Origin of the sequence: Burkholderia sp. Ac-20384, from assembly GCF_017104605.1 — a bacterium.
GTDB lineage: Bacteria > Pseudomonadota > Gammaproteobacteria > Burkholderiales > Burkholderiaceae > Burkholderia > Burkholderia lata.
Genome location: NZ_JAAGPE010000563.1, coordinates 1 through 2,914 on the forward strand (window position 1 = coordinate 1; position 2,914 = coordinate 2,914).

The 2,914-nt window shown below is 58.6% G+C and carries 2 protein-coding genes, 1 pseudogene and 1 other annotated feature; of the genes and pseudogenes, 2 read left to right on the forward strand and 1 reads right to left on the reverse strand.

Annotated elements, in window-relative coordinates; genetic code table 11:
* Positions 1-96: IS3 family transposase (locus G3O00_RS44235; protein WP_346779005.1), on the forward strand; the 96-nt coding region annotated here is incomplete at its 5' end.
* 105 nt (positions 97-201) lie between these two features.
* Here the strand turns inward: G3O00_RS44235 and G3O00_RS41695 are convergent.
* Positions 202-941 (reverse strand): annotated as a pseudogene (locus G3O00_RS41695) (IS3 family transposase); the annotation flags it as partial.
* Positions 544-660, reverse strand: a sequence feature (AL1L pseudoknot). Its footprint overlaps the pseudogene before it by 117 nt.
* A gap of 399 nt (positions 942-1,340) precedes the next feature.
* Here G3O00_RS41695 and G3O00_RS41700 point away from each other — a divergent pair.
* Positions 1,341-2,747 carry a hypothetical protein gene (locus tag G3O00_RS41700; protein ID WP_206146492.1) on the forward strand — a complete coding sequence of 469 codons (1,407 nt, stop codon included), beginning with the start codon at positions 1,341-1,343 and terminating at the stop codon, positions 2,745-2,747.
* Positions 2,748-2,914: the final 167 nt, after the last annotated feature.

Consider the following 2,914-nt stretch of genomic DNA (forward strand, 5'->3'; position numbering starts at 1 on the left):
GACTGGATCGAAGGCTATTACAATCGACAGCGCATGCACACGTCGATCGACTACTGCACTCCCGTCGAATACGAAACCGTACGCGCTGCTGCATGACATGCTGTACGTGAAAACGAGGCAGGGTCAGCCCCTTGCCACCCGCTCCTGCAAGCCGATGGCGAGGGGCCATACCCTCATCTCCTACGCCGCTTGCTGCGGCACACTGAAGTCCGAAACCCAAAGCTGATTCGGCCGGTCAGCCTTAAACTGCCGGTTGACCCGGTCCAGCGGACGCGGCGCACTCGTGTCGGAAGTCGTCGTGCGCAGCCGCCTGCCGCGAACTGCGCCTCGCAAGCCCTGCAGTTTCATCAACCGCCCGACCGTGCAGCGTGCGACCACGATGCCTTCCCGGTTCATCTGCTTCCAGACCTTCGGCACGCCATAGACCTGCATGTTGGCCTGCCAGACACGCTTGATCTCCGGTTGCAGAACGGCATCGCGTTTGGCGCGGGCGCAGCGTTTGGACGGATCGCGAAGCTGCTCAGCATGGCGTCGGTAGCCCGACGGGGCAATCCGCAAAACCTTGCAGATCGGCTCGACCCCGAAGGTGTCACGATGCTGATCGACGAAGGCCTTCAGGACTTGAATCGGCGGTCGAGCTCCGCCTGGGCGAAAAACGCGCTCGCCAGCTTGAGGATCTCGTTGGTCCGGCGCAGTTCCTTAACTTCGCGCTCCAGCGCCTTGATGCGTTCACGCTCGGCTGTACTCACGCCATCGCGTTCCCCTCGGTCGACCTCCTCGCGCTTGACCCAATCCAGCAGCGTCTGGGGCGTACAGCCGATCATCGGCGCAATCGATTCGACCGCCGCCCACATCGACGGATGTTCGCTACGCTGCTCGCGTACCAGGCGTACTGCGCGCTCCCGGACCTCCGGGGAAAACTTGCTTGGCTTCTTGTTCATGGCTCCATTCTCTCAAGAGTCGGAGCCTCCACAAAACTCGGGGCGGTTCACTCGCCAACGATCCGCGACACCTCATCCGGCGTCAACGTCTCGCGCTCCCACGGTTCCAGTTGGATCATCGCTCAAAATGCGAAGAAACGTACCAAAGACGAAACGACCGCATCGCGCTTTTGAAACACTCTGTTACATTCCTTTCGGAAACATTTGACTGCGGACCTCCCGATACCGATTGCATACGTCATCGACCACCGCCGAAGACCCAGAATCCTCAAAGTGATTCGCGCTCCAACAATCACCGCCCCAACTGCTTCGCATTCCTGTACCACACCTCGCATCGACGGCGTGCTCCACGCCGCTTGCTTCCAAACTTTGCCATCCCTCCTCAACCGAGTGTCCCAAATGGCAGATCCTTTCAATATTCGCGGGTTTGGCCCCGTGCCGAATTATCCAGAATCCGCTCCCACGGCGCCTCAATCCGCCAGCCATCCACAGCCCGCCACTCGCGCTCCAAGCCAGGCTGCACTCAACCAGTTCGGCAATCTCGGTACGGTGCGCCGGCCTGCAACCAATCCGCCCCCGGCTGTTCTCCTGCGCGAGATGATCAACCCAGAATCGACCCAGTGGCTAGCTAAGTATGCTCGAGGTGACAATCAAAACGAGCGCATGGCCGCGCTCGCTATGCGGAACGCCATAAACTATGATCGGCTAGAATTTGCCGGCGAAGGAGTCCCTCCGGGGACCACTGCATATACAGCCAACCTATCTACTCGGCAAGGTGACTCTGTCGTAGTCATAGGCAACTTCGCACGGAGTGAAAACGGCCAATTCGGTGTGGTGAACGCTTCTCTGATTGACACGTCAGCGCGCCATCCGGGAATTTTTCTTGCCGCACCGCTCGATACGACCACCGCTCAAAACTTCTCCGTCGAGGCCGGACCCAGCGCCCCGAATACTCAACCATTCGCCCACGCAACAGTGCATCCCGGCACCTTCGCGCCGGCCGGTTTTCATGCTCCGTTGCCAACGGATCAACCAGCGTTACCGATTGCCTCCGGTAGCCAACACCCTCAGCCTGGCTTCGGCGCGCATCCCTTCATGTCCGGGGCCGCAAGTGCCGCACCTTTTTCCTCTTACGGCGAACCGTCTGGATCATCAGCCCAGCCGCAGGACTTCGCCACTCCGTCCTCCAGGCAACACGTCGCTCAACGTCCGGTCCGCGACTCTCCGCAACCCATCGCTTCGTCCAGCCGAAACACCTTGCCACTCGCCGGCCCAAGCGCTGGCCAATCCGAAGCAACTTTTGCTTCCACCACCGCGGCGTCACAACAACTGACAGGAACAGATAGGAGTATTGTCAACACTTTATTCAGCCACATCCGCGAAGAGAATTTCATGGCCCTGTCCCCAGCAGAGAGAGACGATTACGTTAATAATTTCACGCCATCGGCACAGCTATCGATCCGTGGCACCAGCGAGAATTCTGTGCGCGCCTTACGCGCCCAGATTCGAGTTGCGCTCAGGAAAATCGGCCTCCTGCCAAAAGGACAACGTGCTTCGAATGTGTACCGCCTCCAAGATGAAGCTGACACTCTTGCCACGATCACTCACACTCACGGCAAGAAGGCTCTAGGCGGTTTCATGACCGACCTACGGCAACATCGTTCTTCGTTTGGCCAATATAAGCTCACGACACCAAAAGAGCGCCAAGCTCATATCGATAGATATCTGCTAGGCAAGAGCTCCGCCACCAAATCCGCATTGAAACGTGCACTGAGGGAGCTCAAACTATCCGGAACCGAGCAGTAACCTCGATGCGCTCTTCCGCGAAACAGGGTTGCTCGTCAACTGAACCGCACCGGGAATCGTGGAGGCTGGTTGGTTTAAGTTAATGCATGCACGTCAGCAGCATTTCTGAGTGCCCCATAGTAGTTTGCCTCAGCCTCAGCAGGCGGGATATAGCCGAGCGGTTCCAT

What these genes read in the sequence shown, in the direction of transcription:
- G3O00_RS41700 (WP_206146492.1), top strand. Translation starts at nt 1,341, where the DNA reads ATGGCAGATCCTTTCAATATTCGCGGGTTTGGCCCCGTGCCGAATTAT.